This window comes from Pseudomonas karstica (genome assembly GCF_009707515.1).
GTDB classification, from domain to species: Bacteria; Pseudomonadota; Gammaproteobacteria; order Pseudomonadales; family Pseudomonadaceae; genus Aquipseudomonas; species Aquipseudomonas karstica.
The window spans coordinates 190,762-211,780 of sequence record NZ_WLYI01000002.1 but is presented as its reverse complement, the minus strand read 5'-3'; the positions used below and the strand labels follow the sequence as shown (position 1 = coordinate 211,780).

17 protein-coding genes and 1 pseudogene are annotated in these 21,019 nt (G+C 56.5%); 9 read left to right on the top strand and 9 right to left on the bottom strand.

The genetic code is table 11. The features are described 5' to 3' along the window. The first annotated feature begins 56 nt into the window (after positions 1-56). From tnpC to GIR22_RS02390, 7 genes are all read left to right on the top strand, one after another. A complete protein-coding gene (gene tnpC / locus GIR22_RS02420; protein ID WP_154741750.1) occupies positions 57-1,583 on the top strand; it encodes an IS66 family transposase in 1,527 nt (508 codons plus the stop codon). 273 nt (positions 1,584-1,856) lie between these two features. Beyond that, complete coding sequence (locus tag GIR22_RS02415) at positions 1,857-2,375, top strand: cysteine hydrolase family protein (RefSeq protein WP_154741749.1); 519 nt, start codon at positions 1,857-1,859, stop codon at positions 2,373-2,375. Positions 2,376-3,390: 1,015 nt separating this feature from the next. Continuing rightward, complete coding sequence (locus GIR22_RS02410) at positions 3,391-3,909, top strand: sigma-70 family RNA polymerase sigma factor (protein ID WP_154741748.1); 519 nt, start codon at positions 3,391-3,393, stop codon at positions 3,907-3,909. Then, on the top strand, positions 3,906-4,835 hold the full coding sequence (locus GIR22_RS02405) for a DUF4880 domain-containing protein (RefSeq protein ID WP_178122046.1): 930 nt from the start codon (positions 3,906-3,908) through the stop codon (positions 4,833-4,835). The genes GIR22_RS02410 and GIR22_RS02405 overlap by 4 nt, the downstream gene beginning before the upstream one ends. Before the next feature lie 164 nt (positions 4,836-4,999). Next, positions 5,000-7,282 (top strand): TonB-dependent siderophore receptor, encoded by a 2,283-nt coding sequence (locus GIR22_RS02400; RefSeq protein WP_343039628.1) that lies wholly within the window; start codon positions 5,000-5,002, stop codon positions 7,280-7,282. A gap of 11 nt (positions 7,283-7,293) precedes the next feature. Continuing rightward, entirely contained in the window at positions 7,294-8,133 is an 840-nt protein-coding gene (locus tag GIR22_RS02395) for an alpha/beta hydrolase (protein WP_154741746.1), read from the top strand. Positions 8,134-8,339: 206 nt separating this feature from the next. Beyond that, positions 8,340-8,846: a YkgB family protein gene (locus tag GIR22_RS02390; RefSeq protein WP_154741745.1), complete on the top strand. Its 507-nt coding sequence runs from the start codon at positions 8,340-8,342 to the stop codon at positions 8,844-8,846. A 45-nt stretch (positions 8,847-8,891) separates the two neighbouring features. Here GIR22_RS02390 and GIR22_RS02385 read toward each other — a convergent pair whose 3' ends face one another. Together GIR22_RS02385 and GIR22_RS02380 are read right to left on the bottom strand one after the other, a co-directional pair. Continuing rightward, positions 8,892-9,737 carry a helix-turn-helix transcriptional regulator gene (locus GIR22_RS02385; protein ID WP_154741744.1) on the bottom strand — a complete coding sequence of 282 codons (846 nt, stop codon included), beginning with the start codon at positions 9,735-9,737 and terminating at the stop codon, positions 8,892-8,894. Positions 9,738-9,935: 198 nt separating this feature from the next. Beyond that, complete coding sequence (locus GIR22_RS02380) at positions 9,936-10,817, bottom strand: LysR family transcriptional regulator (protein ID WP_154741743.1); 882 nt, start codon at positions 10,815-10,817, stop codon at positions 9,936-9,938. Positions 10,818-10,974: 157 nt separating this feature from the next. Between GIR22_RS02380 and GIR22_RS02375 the strand changes: the two genes are divergently transcribed. Beyond that, positions 10,975-11,589, top strand: coding sequence for an FMN-dependent NADH-azoreductase (locus GIR22_RS02375; protein ID WP_154741742.1), 615 nt, complete (start codon positions 10,975-10,977; stop codon positions 11,587-11,589). Between the two features lie 434 nt (positions 11,590-12,023). On the opposite strand, the gene GIR22_RS02370 is transcribed toward GIR22_RS02375, so the two are convergent. The 6 genes and pseudogenes from GIR22_RS02370 to GIR22_RS02345 all read right to left on the bottom strand — a co-directional run bounded on the left by GIR22_RS02370 (position 12,024) and on the right by GIR22_RS02345 (position 18,170). After that, entirely contained in the window at positions 12,024-12,356 is a 333-nt protein-coding gene (locus GIR22_RS02370; protein WP_154741741.1) for a YegP family protein, read from the bottom strand. 141 nt (positions 12,357-12,497) lie between these two features. After that, on the bottom strand, positions 12,498-13,544 hold the full coding sequence (locus GIR22_RS02365) for a GlxA family transcriptional regulator (RefSeq protein WP_154741740.1): 1,047 nt from the start codon (positions 13,542-13,544) through the stop codon (positions 12,498-12,500). A 37-nt stretch (positions 13,545-13,581) separates the two neighbouring features. Further along, positions 13,582-14,943 (bottom strand): MmgE/PrpD family protein, encoded by a 1,362-nt coding sequence (locus GIR22_RS02360; RefSeq protein ID WP_154741739.1) that lies wholly within the window; start codon positions 14,941-14,943, stop codon positions 13,582-13,584. Positions 14,944-15,027: 84 nt separating this feature from the next. Beyond that, positions 15,028-16,052 (bottom strand): annotated as a pseudogene (gene proX / locus GIR22_RS02355) (glycine betaine/L-proline ABC transporter substrate-binding protein ProX). Positions 16,053-16,121: 69 nt separating this feature from the next. Next, positions 16,122-17,087, bottom strand: coding sequence for a glycine betaine/L-proline ABC transporter permease ProW (gene proW / locus GIR22_RS02350; protein ID WP_154741738.1), 966 nt, complete (start codon positions 17,085-17,087; stop codon positions 16,122-16,124). A 45-nt stretch (positions 17,088-17,132) separates the two neighbouring features. Continuing rightward, the gene (locus tag GIR22_RS02345) at positions 17,133-18,170 is read right to left on the bottom strand and encodes a quaternary amine ABC transporter ATP-binding protein (protein WP_154741737.1); all 1,038 of its coding nucleotides are present in this window, start codon (positions 18,168-18,170) and stop codon (positions 17,133-17,135) included. 445 nt (positions 18,171-18,615) lie between these two features. Between GIR22_RS02345 and GIR22_RS02340 the strand changes: the two genes are divergently transcribed. Beyond that, positions 18,616-19,569, top strand: coding sequence for a LysR family transcriptional regulator (locus GIR22_RS02340; protein ID WP_178122044.1), 954 nt, complete (start codon positions 18,616-18,618; stop codon positions 19,567-19,569). Between the two features lie 67 nt (positions 19,570-19,636). Here GIR22_RS02340 and GIR22_RS02335 read toward each other — a convergent pair whose 3' ends face one another. Further along, a complete protein-coding gene (locus GIR22_RS02335) occupies positions 19,637-20,875 on the bottom strand; it encodes an SRPBCC family protein (protein WP_178122043.1) in 1,239 nt (412 codons plus the stop codon). Positions 20,876-21,019 lie beyond the last annotated feature (144 nt).

The following is a 21,019-nucleotide window of genomic DNA, read 5'->3' as shown; positions in this document are numbered from 1 at the left end:
GCCATTAGCCTATCGGTCTATCGCCGCGAAGCGCCTGCTCTGGCAAAATCCGGAGCATGACTTCTTCGTCCAATCTCGACCAAATGTCCCCCGACCAACTGCGTGCTTTGGCAGCGCAGTTGCTGTTGCAAGTCGACACGATGGGCAAGAAAATCAACCGTGATCAAACAGTCATCGAGAAACTGACCTTCGAGATCGCGCAGCTCAAGCGCTTGAAGTTTGCCAAGCGCAGCGAGCAGATGAATCCTGAGCAGGCCAGTTTGCTCGATGACCTGATCGATACCGATATCGCAGCGATTGAAGCAGAGCTTCAGGCCTTGCAAACAGTGCCAGCGGCGACCGAGAAAAAACAAAAGCCCAAGCGCACTGCGTTACCAGCCGAATTTCCACGCACTTTGATCCATCACGAACCTGACAACACTCACTGCCCCTGTGGCTGCGCACTAAAACGCATCGGTGAGGACTTCAGCGAGAAGCTGGACTACACGCCTGGCGTGTTTACCGTTGAACGCCACGTGCGTGGCAAATGGGTCTGCGATGACTGCGAAAAGCTGATCCAGGCACCGGTTCCGGCACAGATCATCGACAAGGGCATCCCGACTGCCGGACTACTTGCCCACGTCATGATCGCCAAGTTTGCCGACCATCTTCCGCTTTACCGCCAGGAATCGATTTTCGGTCGAGCGGGCTTGGCGATTCCACGTTCAACGTTGGCTCAATGGGTTGGCGTAACTGGCGTGCAGTTGCAGCCTCTGGTCGATGCTCTGCGCGACGTAGTGCTCGGGCAGCAGGTCGTCCACGCCGATGAAACACCGGTGCAGATGCTCGCTCCAGGCTCGAAGAAAACCCACCGTTCCTATGTTTGGGCCTACGCCACCAGTCAGTTCTGCGAAACAGCGGCTGTCGTTTACGATTTCAGCCCCAGCCGCGCCGGAGAGCATGCTCGCAACTTCCTGCAAGACTGGAAGGGCAAGCTGGTGTGTGATGATTTTGGTGGCTACAAGGCCAGTTTCGAACTCGGTGTGACCGAGATCGGTTGCATGGCCCATGCGCGGCGCAAGTTCTTCGAACTGCATGCCACCAACAAGAGCACGCTGGCCGAACAGGCCTTGCGCTACATCCAATTGCTTTACGAAATCGAGAGCGAAGTTCGCGATCTGAAGCCGGATTTACGGCGCCTAATACGGCAAGAGAAATCCGTACAGGTAATGGATGCGCTGCATGCCTGGATGATCGCACAGCGCGACCTGGTGTCCGAAGGTTCGGCTATCAGCAGAGCGCTGGATTACAGCCTGAAACGCTGGGCAGCGCTGTCGCGCTACCTTGATGACGGCGCCGTACCCATTGACAACAATTGGGCCGAGAACCAGATACGACCTTGGGCTCTTGGACGCAAGAACTGGCTCTTCGCAGGGTCGTTACGCAGCGGAAAACGTGCGGCGGCGATCATGAGTTTGATCCAATCGGCGCGTCTCAACGGGCATGATCCGTATATTTACCTGAAGGATGTTCTCACGCGCCTTCCGACGCAGCGGGCGAGTGAAATAGACCAGTTGCTGCCGCATAACTGGCAGCCCGCCTAAGTTACACAAGACCTGATTTCCGTAAATTTATACTAACCTATCCGCCAAAAGCACTCACTCTAGGATCCTGGCTTGTCAGCTCGCTGCAATATTGCTAGTGTCGATCCATGACTACCTATTGCCTCACCTCGACTACCACCACCACGACCGCTGAAAGCGGAGCGTGCGAGGTTTCGTGAGCCAATAGCAGACGAACTTCAAAGGCCCGCCAGCGATGGACAGGGCCTTTTTTATGCCCTTGTGTCGCTGGCTCAAACGCAAGGAGATGCACCCATGTACGCCCTGTTGATACTCGATATCCAAGTCGGGCTAGTTCACGGCCCGGAAAAACTATGGCGCGGCGAAGAGTTGTTGGAAACACTGAATACCCTGATGGATAAAGCACGCAGCGCAGGCGCTCCGATTTTTCTCGCGCGCCACATCGGGCCCGCTGGATCTCCAATCGAACCAGGCAGCCCGCTCACGATGGTTGCACAGGAACTGAAGCTGCTGGGTGGAGAAGTGGTGTTCGAAAAACGGCGCCCCAATGCTTTTGAAATGACCGACCTAGCTGACAGTTTGCGCTCTTGTGGCGCTACCGGTGTGGTAGTCACTGGGATGAAAACTCAATACTGCGTCGACAGCACCTGCCGTGCTGCTCGTGATCTTGGCTTCGATGCGGTACTCATCGCCGAAGGCCATACCTGTTCAGACACGCCAGTGATGAAAGCTGAGGACATCGTTGCTCATCACAATGCAACTCTTGATGGGCCGTTCTGCCAGCTAGTTCGGGCTGAGGAGTGGAGCTTTTAGCAGAGCCCGAAAGTGCGGGAATGCGCATGAATTGCCGTAAGCACTGGCACCATACATGCAATCCCGCACGTCTTAAATGAGACGTTAAGTGTCTGCTATGGGTCGATTTTATTGATCGGAAATTGGCCGAGGCGCTGTGCTTCAGACTGTGAACACCGTAACACTTGGTAATGGGCCGCGAGATGTATTGCCGGAACGCTTACGATGTGTTTCCACCTCGGTGTGGTAAGAATGATTACATATGCTACTCCCGGAGCCTCTCTTGAGGTTGAGTCTGCACACGACAACTGGATGCCACTTGATGAGTGGCTGTCAGAGTACAGCCCGGTTTTTTATGCCGCTGACAGATCGTCCTTCGAGGGCATGAATTTGATGGCGCCACTCCTGCAGACACAGGGGCTGACGTCGGGCTGGACCGGCTCCCTAGGCCGAGGCGAAGCGGCTTGACAGTTGGATACCTCGGTCAAAGCGTTAGGTAATTGGTTGGATGCAGCGCGTAATGGGCTCTTGATGCACCTCAAAAACAAGTCCAGAATTAAGTCTTTTCCTGCTTAGGCAAGAAAATAAACCCCTTAGATTTTAATGGGTCGGACGCTAGATGCGAGTCTCGTTTCCCGCTCCAAGATTCAGAAAAAAGCCACTCAATGAGTGGTTTTTTTTTGTGCCTGAGAAATGCCTCAGCGTTGCCTTTAGCGCCGCTCAAGGTGTTTGAGCGCAAGGCTTGAAAGGATGGCAAAGGCAAAAAATATCACCGCAATCACCCATAGAAAAACATCTGCCTTGAGGAAGATGCATGACGCAGAAGAACTTCGCTGTGTCGCTTTCAACGACCACGGTGGCGGTCAAGGAGAGGGGGCAACGCCTGGTTCTGTCGGTGCCCTTTAGCACAAACCCTGGATGAGCGGTCGAGGAGTGCAGTCGAAAAGGTTGTAATAGGAACGATTCGCGTTTATCGTGCGCGCGTCCGTCATGTCCATTCATGGCGTTTTCCGTGTTTGTCTGCCAGAGGCGTTCCATGTCGCTCCATGAAACGGATTCGATCGTTTCTCTCGATATTTTGTATGGCACCCAGCGCGGCTGGCTGCAGGGCTGGTTGTGGCGCTCGTTGGGGTGCTCGCAGCAAGCGGCGGATTTAGTCCAGGACACCTTTGTGCGTTTGTTGGTGCGCGGTCAGCCAATCAGCGCTCGTGCTCCGCGTGCGCTGCTGGTGCGTATTGCCCGCGGCTTGGTGATCGACCACTGGCGTCGCGATGCGTTGGAGCGAGCCTATCTTGAGGCACTGGCGCAGTTGCCCGAGGCTAGCCATCCATCACCTGAGGTTCGTCATGAGGCGCTGCAATGCCTGGAGCGCATCGCGCAGTTGCTTGAGGGGCTCAAGCCGGCAGTGCGCGAAGCCTTTTTGCTGTATCAGCTCGGTGACATGAGCCATGCACAGGTGGCTCAGACGCTGGGCGTTTCCAGCCGTACCGTGGAGCGTCATGTGGCGAGCGCCCTGTTGCATTGCTATCGAGTGTGTTTTGAGGGGTCGCAGTGAGTGCGACTGCCGAGCGGCTACCGGAGGAAATCATACGCACGGCCATTGAGTGGCAGATGCGCTTGCGGGCCAATGCCAGCAATGCCGAGCTGCATAGGCAGTTGCACGACTGGCGGTGCCACGACGCCCGACATGAGCTGGCCTGGCAACGCTTGCAGCAGGTAGGCGGGTTGTTCCAGGTCAGTCAGTTGCCCGATGCCGCACGAACCATCCCCCTGTTGCGACGTGCCGAGGCTGATCTAAGCCGTCGACGCACGCTGAAGTTACTCGGCCTTGGCCTGGCGGCAGGCAGTGCAACGTTGCTGGTCACGACAGCGCCGCCCGCCTGGCGTAGCGACTTTGCCACGACCACCGGCGAGCGTCGTCGGGTTGATTTGGGCGCTGGCGCCGAGCTGATGCTAAATACAGGCAGTGCAGTGGACGTACTGGGGCGCGAGTGGGTGCTGCGTACTGGCGAGGTGCTGGTGGATGGCGCCGGCTGGCGTGTGCGCTGCCGTTTTGGTGAGTGTGAGGGCAGGCAGGCGAGGGCGGTGCTGCGCGAGCGTGATGGCTACAGCGAAATCCACGTCGAGCGCGGTGAAGTGTTGATTTCCACTACGTTCGGGCAGCGCCGTCTGCAAGCGGGTAATGGGCTGGGCATTCACCCAACGCAGATGACGGTGTTGGGCAAGAGGGCGCTCGATCCCTTCGCCTGGACCCGCGGCCTGTTGGTGGTCAACGATATCCGCCTGGTCGACTTCCTGGCTGAGGCTGGACGTTATCGTCAGGGCTGGTTGGGCTGTGATAACACGGTGGCCGATTTGCGCCTGTCCGGGGTTTTCCACCTGGATGAGCCGGCGGTCATGCTGCGCAACATCACTCATCTGCTGCCGGTACACATCGTCGAGCGCACCCGCTGGTGGGTACGCATCATGCCGTTGGCGTAAAATAAGTTGTCGGACTTTTGCGGTTCGTCCGGTTAGGAATGATCACTTCCTCAATGGATACCATCATGTTCCTTGCCAGACAGCCTTTGCGTACCTCTGCCCCGTTCCGACCCCGTACTCTACCAAGGGCCGTTTGTCTGGCGTTGACCTTGCTTGGTGGGGCGGTGAGTCTGCCGATTCAGGCGGCATCGCCGGCGACTGGGCAAACGGCCCCGAGTATCCCCGCCGGGTCGCTGCAGCAGGCGCTCAGCACCTTCGCCGAGCAAGCCAATATCACCTTGTCGTACTCCCCGCAAGCGGTGCGCGGTCTGAGCAGCCCAGGCCAGCCGGGCGGTGGCTCGCTGGAAGAAGGCCTGGCGAAGCTGCTTGCCGGTAGCGGCCTGGTCGCGCAAAAGACCTCGTCCGGCTATGTGGTGCTGCCCGGCAAGACCGACTCAAGCTATCAACTCGCACCCACCAACATCAATGCCACCGCGGTTCAGAGTGCGTTCGCGCCAGTGGAGGGCTATTTCGCCAGCAATGCCAGCAGCGCCACCAAGACGGACAAGCCGATCCTGGAAACGCCTCAGAGCATCAGTGTGGTAACGGCCGAGCAGATCGCTGACCGCAAGGTCGACAGGGTCGAAGATGCCGTCGCATACAGCGCGGGTGTGCGGGTGGGCAGCTCAGGGCTGGACCCACGCTTCGACATGATCAGTGTCCGTGGTTTCGAGACCACCATCGGTGCCGACTTTCTCGATGGCCTGCGCCAGCCCGGCAGTGGCTGGCTGTCCTTGTACTCCACCGAGGCCTATAATTTGGAGCGCATTGAAGTGCTCAAGGGGCCGGCATCGGTTCTTTATGGGCAGATCAGCCCAGGCGGCATGGTCAATCGGGTGAGCAAGCGTCCGAGCCTATTGGCGAAAAATGAAGTGCAGGTGCAGTCCGGCAACTACAACCACCAACAGGCGCAGTTCGATGTGGGTGGGCACCTGGATGAGGCGGGGGATGTGCTGTTCCGTACGGTTGGCGTGTACCGCGATGCAGAGAATTATATCGAACAACTGAACAACGATACTCGCCTGCTGGCGCCTTCGCTGAGTTGGCAGATTGATCCCGACACCCGCCTGACAGTGCTTGCTCAGTATCAGGAGCGTGAGACTGGCGCTTCGCCGATGCTGTATCAGGAGGGCGACCACCTCACCAACTTCTGGCAGGGTGACGAGTACTTTGACAAGCTCGAACAACGCCAGTGGACGCTCGGTTATGAGTTCGAACACGCGTTCAACGATACCTTCAGCGTGCAGCAGAACCTGCGCTACGGTCAGGTGGACACCACCAACCAATACCTCCAGCCCAGCGACTCCGGCGATGGTCATACCCTCAACCGCTCGGCGATAGGTGTCTACGAAGACATGTCATCGCTGTCGACCGATACGCGCCTGGTGAGCCGCTTCGCCACCGGGGACCTGCAACACACCCTGGTCACCGGAATGGACTATGCGTGGATCGACACGTCACTGTTGTATGCCATGGGCGACGCACCGTCAATCGATCGCAACGCGCCGAACTATCACCAGCCCGTTGATCGTCCCACAACCCCTCTGGCTGACGAAGACGGGTTGGAGCATCGCAGCGGCCTGTACTTGCAGGATCAGATCGAGCTCGACCAATGGCGCCTGTCAGCCGGGCTACGCCGTGACTGGGTCAAGGTTCGCCGATCCGACAACTTGGGCGGCAACAATACCAAGACGAGTGATTCGGCGACCACCGGACAGCTCGGCGTGCTCTACCTGTTCGACAACGGCCTGGCACCTTACGCCAGTTACGCGACGTCGTTCCTGCCCGAGAGTGGCACCAACGCCAGCGGCGAACCCTACAAGCCGACCAAGGGCGAGCAATACGAAGTGGGGCTCAAGTACCAGCCGCCTGGCACCAGCACGATGCTGACGGCCTCGCTATACCACCTGACGCAAACCAACGTACGGACCCGTGACCTGTCCAATCCCCTCAACAGCATACAGACCGGCGAGCAGGTATCCCGTGGCCTGGAGCTGGAGGCTGTTTCCGACCTGAGTGAACGCCTGCGGATGACGGCGAGCTACAGCTTCAATGATCCTGAAGTCACCCGCAGTAATGACGGCAATGAAGGCAAGGCCCCGATGAATGTGCCGCGTCACCTGGCTTCGCTCTGGCTGGATTACCGCCTGCCCATGGGGCTGGGGTTGTCCGGCGGCGCGCGCTACACCGGCAGTAACTATGGTAACGCCGCAAATACCCTGAAGAACGAGGATTACACCCTTATCGATGCTGGTGTGCATTACGACTTCGGTAGCGGCCTGGACGGTGTACGCCTGGCCCTGAACGCCCGTAACTTGTCCGACAAGCGCTACATCAATTGCCAGGAAGGCTATTGCTACCGGGGTGAGGCGCGCAGTGTCGTCACGAGTCTGAGCTATCGCTGGTGAGGAGAGAGATGATGATTCGTACTTTGTTCATGTGGCTGGGCGCCACGTTGCTGCTTGGCTTCTCGGCTGCCCACGCAGAGTCGGTGACCCTGGATGGTACCGAGCAGTGGACGATGAAAAGCGCGGAGGGCCGTGAGTACCGCATCATGATCAGCCTGCCTGAGGGTGATGTGCCTTACACCGGCGGATATCCTGTGATCTATCTGCTTGACGGCAACGCCTATTTCCCGGCCTTCCATGCAGCCAAGCGGGCGCAGGATCGGCTGCGTGGTTCGATTCTGGTGGCTATCGGCTACCCGAGCGATACGCCGCTGGACTTCGTGCGCCGAGCGTTCGACTTGTCACCACCTGTGCCGCAGGAGCGCAACGATCCGCCACAAGGTGGGCAGGATCTGTTCCTCGACTTCATCGAAAAGCGCCTGATGCCGAGGGTGAATGAGCGTTTCAAGGTCGACCAGGATCAGCGCAGTTTGGTGGGGCATTCTTTTGGCGGCATGTTTGGTGTTTATACGCTGTTCACTCGGCCGACGCTGTTCCAGCATGTAGTGGCGGTGAGCCCGAGCCTGTGGTGGCGTGATCGCTACCTGTTGGAGTCTGAACGTGTTTTCAGCAAACAGGCGCGCGCCGGGCAGGTGGATCTGACACACAGCAGTCTGACGCTATTGATGGGCGAGCGCGATATGGTCCAGGAAATCCAGGATGCCCGTGCCTTGCAATTGCGGCTGCAGGATTTGTCGCAGTATGGGCTACGTAGCGACTTCCAGGTCGAACCGGGCGAGGATCACATGTCGGTGCCGTTTCGTGTTGTCACTCGGGTGCTTGATGAGTTGATCAGTACGAGGCGTTTCTGAATGTTCGTAGAGGCAGTGAGCAACTGGCCAAATCACTCCCCAGCACAGTTTTAAAGAGCTGCAATGAGTCAAGACGATCTGCACTGAACGCAATACGTTCGGAAGCCACGAGCGTGGAGTTAAAGGCAACACTGTCTCCACTCCCAGCGCACACCGCGTTAGGTTGCTGATTAGCGCCCCTCACTACACTCTTGGAAGCCGTGATCATGAAAACCTTAAGTATCAAGAACCAGAGAGCCAGCGTACAAAACCATTCAACGCTCGGGGTCAAAACCATGGCAATAGGCACCTACGGTGCTTACTTTGCACTTACCGTCATTTACTTCTGGTTCGGCGGTATGAAGTTCACCCACTACGAAGCAGTCGGACTGGTTCCGCTGGTGAGCAATAGCCCTTTCCTGGGTTGGGTTTATGGCATTTTCAGTGTCGATACCTTCTCCAGCCTGCTCGGCGTGCTGGAGGTTTCGATCGGTGTTCTGATTGCAGGACGCTTGCTGTCACCAAAGCTCTCATTGATTGGTGGTGCGCTGTCTGCCGGATTGTTCTTCACAACCTTAAGCTTTATGTTCTCAACCCCAGGCGTGATTGAGCCCAGCCTCGGTTTTCCAGCCATTTCGGTTGCGCCGGGTCAGTTTCTTCTTAAAGACTTGGGGTTGCTTGCCGCTTCGATATTTGTGGCCGGTCATTCTTTGACCGAATTGGAAAGCCGTTAAACCGATGGTTGTCCTCTTGGAATGGCCTGAAGCAGTTCGATGCTCTCAGGCCATTGCCCTGTCATATTCTCCTGACAGATCTTTCATCCAGTCCCGAGGGCTATAGCCCGTCTTGCGTCGAAACGCGCGTGCAAGTGCCGAAGGGCTTTCATAACCGACTTCGGCGGCAATCAACGTAATCGACCGTCCTTCACGTAGACGTTTCTGCGCCAGGCTGATACGCCAACTCAACAGATAATCAGCAGGTGTTTGCCCGATAACCGCCCGAAAATGCGCCGCATAGGCTGCACGCGACATGTTCGACTCGCTCGCCAGTTCCGCGATCGACCAGGCACGGTGAGGTGCGTTGTGAATCTGTACAAGAGATCGCGCCAGCCGCAAGTCGGCCAATCCAGCCATCATTCCGGTACGCAACTGGTGATGGTCGAGCAGGTGCCGAAACAACAAAATGATCAATAATTCGAACAAGCAATTCAGCGCGGCCTCCCTGCCACAATGTCCGCCTGCCGCCTCGCCGAACATCCATTTCAGGGTATCGGCCAACATTGGCAGCTCATCCAGAGACAGCACCAGACAATCGGGTAACGAAGCCGACAACGGGTTATCTACCCCGCCCTCAAACTCCACTGATGCACACAACAGTTGAGCGCTCTCGGACTCATCAGCAAACAGTTGATGCCGGTTGGGACGTGGCATAAAAATCAGGCTGGGGCGGGTCAGCAGCACGTCCTTGCGATCGGGCCCCAATAAAGTGACGCTACCAGCCTGGAGCAGATGGATATAACCACGCCGTTCAGCGCCATCGTAGGACGCCAAGCCGCACAGTTTGCCACTGTAAAACAGGTTTGCGCGCACTCCGAACTGCGACAACAACGTGGACAAGCGATCCATGGGCACTCTCTTGGCGAAATATAAACGCTCAGATCATACCACCGACGATTTGTGGTCCGATTTGGCCCGGCACATTGAGGGTTATGGACCGAATGGCTACGACCGAGTCGTGCCTGACACCCCTTCGGATCAAGTGATAGCGATACAACAAGCACCGCCCTGGCGGTGAACTGCCCCCGGTTGATTGTCTTCGCATCATCACATACAAAGACGACGAGTCAGATCATTCAGAAGCCATCGACCGGCTTTCCCTAAAGAGCGATTTTGCATGTGAGCTGCGTAGATCGGAAGTGAGTCTGGTGTGCTCTGAAGTTCGGCGGTTAACTCAAGCGGCAAGAGGCGTCCTGAAGCCAGATGATCCGCAATAAGATGCTCTGGCATTCGGCACCAACCGAACCCTGCGAGCAAAAAATCCAGCCGCCGTGCCAAATCTACAAACCGCCACTGGTGACTGCCCATCACTCCATAGCTTGGGCCGCCGGGAGAAACCGGATCGGAGAGTACCAGTTGCACGTAAGGCTTGAGGTCAGCAACCGTGACCTGGCGGCCTAACTTGGCCAAGGGATGCCCGCTGGCTACTACTGGCCTCAGCCTGACGCTGAGCAGCGGCAGTGCGATGACATCGTCGGGCACTGTCGGAATCAACGCACAAAGCGCCAATGCGGCATCGCCGTTGCGCAATCGGCGTTCTGCGCCACCCAAGCCTTCCGTAGAGAAACTCACCGCCAGATGTGGAAAAGCTTCACGTATAGCGCGCAGGCTCTCGATAAGCGGCGCACTGGGGACTAAAGGGTCTATAGCGAGTGCCAGTTCCGGTTCGACCCCTGCTACCGTGCTTGCTGCCATTGCTTCAAACTGGGCCGCGCTTGCTAGCACCGCGCGTGCTTGAACCACTAGCACCCGACCTACTTCGGTCAGCGTTGGACGATGGCCGCTGCGATCAAACAGAGTCACGCCTTGAACTGACTCAAGTGTGGCGATCGACTGGCTAATCGCAGATTGGGCACGCCGCAGGTGACGTCCCGTTGCCGAAAAGCTGCCTGTATCAGCAATGGTCACAAGAATGCGCAACTGATCCAAACTGAGATTCCCGATCACGACCCATCACTTATATAGATGGACTCGATCATATTTACATCACTCCTGCATAGAGATCGCGTTGGGTAGAGTGTGTCGCACATCGCCTGAAGCGACAACGCAAAACACACCGCGGCGTGACCGTGCAGGAGTTACTTCCATGTCCAGACTTCTTACCATTGAAACCAGCCCACGTGGGGACGCTTCAATCTCCCGGCAGCTCACTCGCAGATTCGTGGCAGCGTGGGAAGCTGTACACCCTGGGGGTGCTATCAAGATACGGGATCTAGCGCACACTCCTCTTGCGTTCGTGACAGCCCTCTGGTTACAGGCTTACTTCACTCCAGGTACCCAACATTCGCCTGAAATGAAAGCCATGTTACAGCTGTCCGATGAGCTGGTGGCTGAGCTGCTGGAAACCGACCACCTGGTTATTTCAACGCCGGTCTACAATTATAATGTCCCTGCGGCGCTCAAGGCTTGGGTGGATCATGTGGTACGTAAAGGCTTGACCTTGGGCTTTGATGGTAAAGGGCTGGTGACCGGTAAAAAGGCCACCGTGCTGCTCGCCTCGGGAGGGGTATACACCAGCGGCTCGTCGATTAGAGACCGTGACATTGCGACCCAATATTTGAAACTGATCCTGAACGTCCTGGGCATCACCGACGTTACTTTTATTGCGGCCGGCGGCGCTAAAGCTGTAGATCTCGGAGAAATCAGCATGCACGAATTTCTAGAGACCTTTGATGATCAAATTCAGAAACGGCTAGCTTAGATAGCATCGGTTTTGGCCCGTCCGGTAACCGCATTGCAGGCGGCGTTGAGTGGCTATGGGCAGAACCCAATAGCCTGCCTTGGAACTCGGTTTTTTTGCTCTTGAAACGTCCCAATAACAATCCAGAGTTGAGTCTTTTTCTGCTTCAGGAGTAAAAAAGCGCTGCAGAGTTTCATTGAGTTCTGTAAGCGATTGAAATCAGGGCCTTCGGGTCCTTTTTTCGTTCCGGCGGGGACCACTGAAATACAGCACCATCCTGCTTCATATCGGGTGGCACAGGGGAACTCCCATTGCCCAGACTACCAATCAAAAACGCTTGTTTTTGGCTGAAAATATTCTGGGGTTTGGGCGTAGAACCCGGTTAAGCAACAACCCTTGCTCCACAAAAGCCTCGGCGCTTGCATGTCGGGGCTTTTGTGTTTTCGAGGGGGCCTTCAGGTCTTGTCTTTGATGGTCGTGGCAGGCCCGTTGGTCTTGACGCTTTCGATACCCTTGTCCCGCGCAGCCTCCGACGAGTACTGCTCGCTGTTGCCGATCACTTGATGGTTGGCGGCCTTGAGGTTGAAGTACGGCTGGTCGTTCTTGGCGACTTTTTTCTCATAACGCTCATTGAGCGGGCTATTGGTCTGAACCGAGGCGATGCCGTTTTCAGCGGCGCTACGGGTGGTGTAAAGCTCGCTGGTCAAAATAGTTTCCGCATTGCCTGCCTTGAGGACAAAACGAAACTGCCCGTTGCTGCTTTTTGTTAACTCATACCATCCAGCCATGATCTGCTCCTTTTAAGTACACATGTCGTCACGTTCCGTAGGATTAAAGGTCATTCTCGTTTTTTTGCCAGCGGGGGGAATGAGCAACGGTATTTGCCTGGAGGAAAATATCAATAATATTTAGATATAGTTTGCACTTTTCTATGGCGTATTTCGTCGTCTGCGCTCATAGGTGACGCGGTAGCTACTTGGTGCCACGCCGAAGAAGGCGCGAAAGCGCATATGGAAGTTGGCAAGGCTGCAAAAGCCGGTGGCAATGGCGATATCTGTGATCGCCCGATTGCTTTGCAGGATCAACTGACGTGCCCGGGTCAGGCGCAGCTCAAGGTAGTAGCGCGTCGGCGACGCGCCTACAAAACGGCAGAAACGCCGTTCCAGCTGGCGCCTGGAGATCTTCACGCAATCGGCCAGTTCATCAATCGACAAAGGTTCCTCGATGTTCTTCTGCATCAGCTCCAACGCCAGTTTCAGTGTTTGCGGCAGGGTGGGGTTAGTGTCGACGAGTACAGTGGATGTCCCGGACACTTCGGCGGTTTGATCGCAGCCGAGTATTTCCTCGACCGCATGGGCCAGTGACGCATCTTTCTTGACCTTGATCAGTTCCAGCATCATGCGCAACGAACTGCTGGCCCCGGCACAGGTGATGCGATTTTTGTCGATGACGTGGGTACGGTTGGACACCCGCACTGTGGGGAACATATCCGTCATCATCGCGCGCCCATCGGGATGTACCGCGCACTCGACGTCGTTCATTAGTTGCGCTTCAGCAAGAAAGAACGCGCCATTCCACAAGCTACCCATGGTCGTCCCCAGAAACGCGACATTACGTAATTTGCGCCGCAAATGAAGGTCGCTCAGCAGCCGCACGCGCAACCCACCCGCCACGATCAGTACATCGATCCGATCGGGGAGTTGCGCGAGTTCCAGGTCTGCAGAAATCGCGATACCCAGGTCGCCCATGACCAGGCGGTTCTTGAGCCCCACGGTGATGATTTCGAAGGCCGGTGAGTCGCTGATCAAGTTCGCCGTCACTAGCGCATCCACAGCACCCGTGAAGGACATCATCGAGAAATTGTTTAACAGCACAAAGGCCACGCAAGTGACAGCCTGCGGTTTGAAGGGTTTTGCCGGCGTGCAGGCGTACCCCATGTTTTTGTCTTTAAGCACGCTCTCGAATACCAATGACATGAACTCCCTCTGGCTCCTGCACGGGCCGACTAAACTATCATCCGTGATGTGAGGTGCCATTTTTCGGGGGGGACAGCAGTAAATTAAAGAATGCCTGGCAGTTTTCACGGCCGGGGAGGGCGTTGACGCTGCGCTCGATTGCATCACTCAGAGACGCACCCAGGCTTGCATCCGCCAGCAGATGGTATTTTTCGCTGAGCTCTTCACTCGACATCGGATTGCCGGGGTCGCCCTTGGCGGTTGATGTCGGGCTGGTGAGGCGCGAGCCATCTTTCAAGGTGACCGTTACCCGTGAGAGGATTTTCTCAGGGAATAGAGCCGAAAGATCCACGCCTTCGCGCAAGGTGATCTGTGCGCTGATGTGCAAGATATCCGGTGCGTGGATCGTGTCTCCGGTCACTTCGTCAGGCCCGACTTTTCCTCTGGCGATCAGCGCCGCCAATGGAAACGCCAAGGCATATTGTGCCTCGTCGGCGTTGTTCGGAAAGTGCCCTTGCAAGCAGACAGACTCATAAAACGTCTCGACGTCGATGGTCTCGACTGACTCAGCGCTGAGGGTCGGGTGTAGGTGCATCAATGCGGTCATGGCGGTAAGGGCAGGTTGCGCCCAACGGCACACCGGCCAAGGTTTGAAATACTGTTCGTCGATTTCCCAACGAGTGCCGATATCGTCCCAGAACCTGGAGACTTCCTGGGGTTCGACTGTGGCGGCTGGTGCGCCCGTGACGCCCATCTGCGCCATCAACAGCGCGTTGATCCCGTTGTATGCGCCAGCGCCATGGGCGTCACGCAACATGGAAGGAAAGTTGACCAAACGCATCATCGGGCACCTGGGCCCAAAATACTCTGCGATACCCAACGCGTGGCGAAAGGTGGCTTCATCCAGCTTCAGCAGACGTGCGCCCGCGCATACCACGCCAATTCCGGAGAACGCCCCCGATGCGTGATATTCCGGTGCGGTGGCCATCAATACCTGGCCGGCACGTAATGCGGTCTCGTAGCCAATACACAGGGCACTCAACAGTTCCTCGCCACTGATGTCCTTTCCTTGGCTCAGGTAGGCATCCACCAGGGTGACGATGGCCGGTACCACCGTCGCACCTGCATGCCCCTTGGAGGTGAAGTGACCTTCATGGGCATCCAGGCTGTCGATACAAAAACCACCGGCATATGCGGCGCCCAACGGATGGACCGTACGGCCGTCAAACCACAGGCGGCTGGAGAGTGTATTGGCAGGGTAGTGGGTGTCGGCAAAGTCCTTGAGGATGACGCTTGTTCGGTTATTACGCGAACCCGCAGCAACGCCAATGATGTCCAGCAAGCACGTCTGGACCAATTCGCGAGTGTGCAGCGGCGCGTCGCTGTAGTTGAAATTCTGGACGAACGAATACAACTGCATTTCACGACTCCAGGAGGAAGAAGGGCGAAATAAGCCGATAGCTGCCCAGGACTGGGCAACCGGTGCTCGGCGTTAAGGCCGGGTTTATTTCCGTGCGGTGCGGGCGTCGGTCAGCCAACCGTCGAACGCTGCACGGTGCGCGACAATCCACTCGGCTGCATGGCGCTTGATGTCGGTGGGGCTGCTTTCGCCTTTGTGCATTTTCAGGTTTTGCGCACTTTCATCGTCGGTGGTGATCTGCATTTCAGACAGGAACTTTACGGCCGCCGGATTTTTTCGGCGAACTCCTTGTTCAGCACAGCCCTGACCGTATCCACCGGGAAACCCAGGTTCTTGCCCTGGTATAGGGTGTTCACATCGTTTTTACCGCTGGGCAGATCCGTACGTGGCACGCTCAACCAAACGACGTCCTTACCTTCGACCAGCACACTGGAAATCCACTGCGGCACCCAGGTGAAGTAGAGGATTGGCTTGCCTTGTTCATAGCGCGCAATGGTGTCGGCCATCAATGCAAAGTACGAGCCACGGTTATCCATGACGGTTTTTTCCAAGCCATAGGCTTTCATATGGTGCTCAACCAGCACTTCACAGCCCCAGCCGGGGTTGCAACCGGTCATGTCGGCCTTGCCATCACCGTTGCTGTCGAACAGCTTGGCGATCTCGGGCTTTTTCAAGTCTTCGATCGAGGTGATGTGGTAAGCATCAGCCGTTTTTTTATCGATCATGTAGCCCTGTAACACACCCGGCATGATGTTGCCGGTTTTCACCAGCGTATCGTCACCACCGGCTTTCTCGTAGAACGATGCATGCAGGTTTTCCCACACGTGCACGGTGAAGTCGGCGTCGCCGTAGGACAGTGCCAGCAGCATCGCGGGGTAGTCGGTTTCCTTCGGCGTCTGTACGTCGTATCCCAGCTCCTTGAGGCCGGCCATGGCGATCTCGCCGCGAAAACGCTCCTCGGCAATCGTCGGGAAAATCGGGGTGATATCAACGCCCTTACCGGGGAGTTGCGCTGTAGCCGCGCAAGCGAAGAGCGGGGGAATCGCCAGCGCCAGGAGCGCCACAGAACGAATCAGGGTGGCTTTCAGTGCGCATTTTTTAGCATTCATTATCGTCTACCTTGCGTGGTGGATAGAGCCAGCATTCATCGGGGGGCATGATCCAGACTGCTACGCGGTTCAACTTTCTTTCGCGCTGACGGGAGTCTCCTTGATGCCCTCTTTTCTCTTCAGGCGGTACAGCACACCCACCGGGCCGGCCTGGTACCAATGCTCACCACGGATAGCGCGGTTGCTGCGCTCGCCCATGGCTTGGGTCAGCCGGTCGAGGAAGATGGCCAGCAGCACCAGGCCGACACCGCCAACGGTGGCCAGGCCCATATCCAGACGACCGATCCCGCGCAATACCATCAACCCCAGCCCACCGACGGAAATCATCGAGGCAATCACCACCATGGAAAGGGACAGCATCAAGGCCTGATTCAAACCGGCCATGATCGTCGGTGCCGCCAGCGGCAGTTGCACGCGCATCAGCATCTGGCGCGGCGTGCAGCCGAACGCCCGGGCGGCCTCGATCTTGTCCTCTGGCACTTGGCGGATGCCCAGGTTGGTCAGCCTGACCAGCGGTGCCACCGAGAAGATGATGGTCACCAGTACTCCAGGCACGTTGCCGATACCAAACAACATCACCACCGGCACCAGGTAGACGAACGCGGGCAGGGTTTGCATGGCGTCCAGTACGGGGCGCAGGAGCATTTCCAGGCGGTCGCTGCGGGCACTCAATACGCCCAGCGGCACACCGATAATCGTGCAGAAAAACAATGAAGTGAGCACTAGGGCGAGGGTGGTCATCGCGTCGGTCCATACGCCGATCAGCCCCAGCAGCGTTAGGGTGACAAAACACAGAATGCCGATTCTTCTGCCACCCACCTGCCAGCCAAACAAGGTGGCCGCAATGATAAAAATCGAAGGAGGAATAGACAGCAAGCCAAACTGGATGCCATTCAATACTTGGTCGATAGGCCAGCGGATCGAGCGAAAAATATCGCGAAAGTTATGCACCAAATAGTTGAGCGCAACTTCCACCCACTGTCCTAACGGAATAGTGAAGGATTGAAACGGGTCGAGGAGACTGAATTCGTTCATGCTAATCACCTGAATGTCTGAGCTTTTATCGCAAGCGTAAGACGCTTAGTGACGACTGATTGTCTGGAGCAGGAGGCTCTTGGAAATCGTGCCTTTGAAAACACCCTGGTGATCCAGCACCGCCACCGGATTAACGGCATTGGCGACGATATGAAAGACGTCCTGCAGGGGAGCGTCATCCAGCAGCGTAGGGATTGAGCGATCCTCGGCATACGGATGTTCTGCACAGATCCTGGCGACATCACCCGCCTTGAGGATCTTGGAAGCATCGAAGCCTTTGAAGAACGCCTTGACGTAATCATTGGCCGGGTAGCACAGCAACTCTTGCGGCGTACCGATCTGCACTACCTTGCCCCCCTCCATGATCGCGATGCGATGGCCGATTCGAATTGCCTCTTCAATGTCATGGGAGATGAAGATGATGGTGCGGTGTTGTTCGGCTTGCAGGCGGATCAACTCGCCTTGCATTTCGTGGCGGATTAACGGGTCGAGTGCGGAGAAGGCTTCGTCCATCAACAGGATGGACGGGTCGTTGGCCAGCGCCCGGGCCAGGCCCACACGCTGCTGCATGCCGCCGGAGAGCTGGTGAGGGAAGCTGTAGGCGTGGCCTTCAAGGCCCACCTGTTTCAAGGCTTCAAGCGCGCGCTTGCGGCGCTCGGCTTCGTTGACACCGGAAATCTCCAGGCCGAAGGCAGCATTGTTGATTACGCTCATGTGCGGCATCAGTGCAAAGGACTGGAACACCATGCTCATGTCTTTACGACGAACGCTCAGTAGGTCCTTGTCCGAGAGACCGGTGATTTCCTGGCCGTTGAGGTGAATGGTGCCGGACGTAGGTTCGATCAATCGGTTGAATAACCGCACCATGGTCGACTTTCCCGAACCGGATAGGCCCATGATGACGAAAATCTCCCCGCGATTTACCGAGAAACTTGCGTCGAATACGCCAACTACCTGACCGGTCTTGCTAAAAATTTCATTTTTATCAGCACCGTCGGCCAACATTTTCATCGCCAGTTTCGGCTGTGGGCCAAACACTTTATAAATATTCTTTACCGAGAGTATCTCGTCACCAAGACTCATAATCCCTCCTGCGGCAATTACGGCGTAAGATCAAGAAACTTAAATAGTCTTGATCAGTAAGTACGGTAAGTACGTTGCTTCTGGGGGCAGTCTTGCGGGGAAGGCTTGGGAATTAGTCATAGTGACTAACCTCTTTATTATTAGATATTTATTGTTTTTTTCGACGCTGAGTTAAACGGCACCTTGGGTATCAAGTTATTACCTAATAAGGTCAGCGTCTAACAACATTTCGTCCGGCCAATCAATAACGCTATGTTATCGATATTCAACCTGGATGATTTTCTCGGCCCGGCGATTCTTTGCCTAAGCTCAACGGCGTTTTACCTGTTGCGGCACTACACTTTCAGCTACTCTCTGGCCTCAGCAGCAGGCGCGAGCTCAGCGTCGACTTCATCCTCCATGGCCCGTGCAGGGGCCTCAAACCGGGTATTGAAAACTCCACGTTATGGTTAAGCACATTGATCCAGACATGACGTTGCTGAAAATGCCGTCCCTCAAAGCCGTCAAGTCCTTTGTCGCCGCCGCTAAATACCAGAGTTTCACGCGTGCGGCCGAAGCGTTGTGCGTGACCCAGGCCGCCATCAGCCGGCAGATTCGAGAGCTTGAGGCCTACCTCGGCGTCGACCTGTTCAAAAGAGTAGGGCGGGCCGTCGAATTGACGGAGGCGGGCTCGATTTTTTTTGATGCTGCCCAGTTGTCCTTCGTCAATATTTCCCAGGCTGCTGAGCGCATCCGTACCAATAATGCCGGCAAACGCACGCTGACTCTCTGCTGTTCTCCGGCGTTTTCGGCACTGTGGCTCGCCGCCAAGCTGCCGGGCTTTTTCACCAAAAACGCAGATATTGACCTGAACCTGGTAACGACGCAGAACTTTCTGTCGATGGAGCCTGGCGTGACGCCGGATATCTTCATCACCAAGATGGCCAGAGTGCAGGACGGCTACCGCAGTTATCCGCTGTTCCATGATGTGATTTATCCGGTCTGTACACCCAAGTACAAAGCCGAGCATCCGGAGCTTGCCAGTCTGGAAGGCCTGCGCGACGGGGTGCTGTTGAACCTCAGCCCCTACGGTCGTTCACAGGTGGCGGAGCACGTTGACTGGGGTGTGTGGCTGGCGTATCACGATGTAGATATCGAAAAGCGTCCCCACGATAGCCCCCATGTGTTCAATGCCAATGACTACAACCTGGTAATCAGCATGGTGCTGACCCATCAAGGTGTTGCGCTGGGCTGGAACCATCTGGTGGCCAACCTGATCGACAACGGTTCATTGGTGCGTGCGGCGGAGCAGGAAGTGGTATTGCAGGAAAGCCAGCATTACCTGACCTTTCGTGAAGACCGGGTCAACGATGAAGCTTGCTGTCGATTGCGTGATTGGATTCTCGCGCAGTTTTCCTGACCGCACCGGGCATGACGGGAAGGGCGCGCCAGTGGTCAACGCGTGGTGACCACCGGCAATGTAGCGCTTAGCCGACCGGCCTCAGCGGAATTTTGTCGTCGTCGAGGTGTTCCAGCATGGTTTTGCAGTACCAGTCGTCAAACTGGCATACACCGATTTCACTGCCCAGGGACAACGGGCCTGGCTCGTAGGCCGGGGAGCTGACGCCGACCTGCGCGCCTTCCACCAGGATGCGGTCTTGGTTATTGGTGGCGACCCAAACTTTGGTCAGGCGGTCAATGTCGTAATCAACGCCTTCCTGTGCTTCTTTGCGCACAATCCATTTGGTAGTGACCATGGTCTCGCCCGGGCCGAGCGGCAATACGCGAAAGCTCAGCGCGTGATCGCCGAGGAAATGGTTCCAGGTCGACGGATAGTTGAAATACAACAGTGCGCCGATGTCGGCCTCGCCACTCTTATCCAGGCGGCCGGTGACGGCGGGCCTGCCGTCCATGGTGTAGCTGACGGCACCTGACGATAACGGGATGCGTGTCATACGAAAGCGTCCATCGTCGTCCATCACCAAACGGCTCGGCAGGCCTGAGGCTTCGTAGCGATCCCAGTGCGCCTGGAGCTCAAGGTCTTCAGCATCTTCTGCACCGCCCACCGAAGGGTTATCGAGGAAAGAGTTCATCAGTTCCGGGTGGGTCGCGTCGCAGTGGTAGCATTCGCGGTTATTCTCGAACACCAGTTTCCAGTTGCCTTTCTCGATGATGCTCGATTCGAACGCTACCTTGCAGTCGTCCAGGCCGTGGGGGGTGACGAAGGGTGTCAGGGCCTTCCTGAATGAGGAAAAGTCCGGGGCAACGTCCGCGACGCACACATAGATGTAGCTCTCGACGATCTCGCAATGCACCGGCTTGAGCCCGTGCTCGGCTTTATCAAAGTCATCACCCATGTTGCCGGCGAACAGCAACCTGCCATCCAGCTCGAACGTCCACTTATGGTAGGGGCACACCAGTTTGGCGACCTTGCCGCTGTCTTGCGGGCACACCTTGGAGCCGCGATGGCGGCAGGCGTTGTGGAAGGCTCGAATCTGTTTGTCCCCACCGCGCACGACGGCCACTGGGTAATCACCGATCTGCAGCGACAGGTATTGGCCGGGTTTTTCCAGTTCAAATGTGTGCCCTGCGAAGATCCAACTCTTATGCCAGATCTGCTCGAGGTCCTGGCGGTACACATCAGGGTCGCTGTAGAGGGCACCGGGCAGCGCGTAATCAGGTTTGCGCTGTGCGATAAGATTTGAAACGGCGGATTTGGTGCTCACGGTCAATACACTCCAAAAGCCAGGGGACGGTACGGCAGGACTGCCAGGAAAGCCTGACTAAACGGTCTTGATACGTAGGCGTCTCGATATTTTTGTTATTACAATTTCAATTAATAAACAACGGAGGCGCCCGTTAAATAGCGC